The 233-nt window shown below is 74.2% G+C and carries 1 protein-coding gene; it reads left to right on the top strand.

What is annotated here, in order from left to right; translation table 11 throughout:
• A partial coding sequence (locus CVH10_RS24685) for a hypothetical protein (protein WP_369336034.1) occupies window positions 1-233 on the top strand: 233 nt, incomplete at both ends.

The raw sequence follows: 233 nt of genomic DNA, 5'->3' as shown, positions 1-233 counted from the left end.
GCTTGGCCGCGCTGACCTTGGCCTGGATCGCGGTCCCGGCGGTCGCGAAGGATGCCGAGGAGGCGCCCGCACTGACCCGGGAGGCGGTCGAGGGAGCGGCCCTGGCGCAGGCGGGCGACAAGGGCGAGGCGGGCAAGACGGAGGCTTCGAAGGGCAGTGCCGCGAAGCGTCCCGTTCCGGCGCTGATCAAGGCGCAGGTTCTGCTGGATCGCGCGCGCTTCTCCCCCGGCGCC

Source organism: Halomonas sp. ND22Bw (assembly GCF_003011945.1).
Lineage (GTDB): Bacteria > Pseudomonadota > Gammaproteobacteria > Pseudomonadales > Halomonadaceae > Halomonas > Halomonas halophila.
The sequence above is the reverse complement of the archived record's forward strand: the minus strand, read 5'-3'. Positions and strand labels throughout refer to the sequence as shown.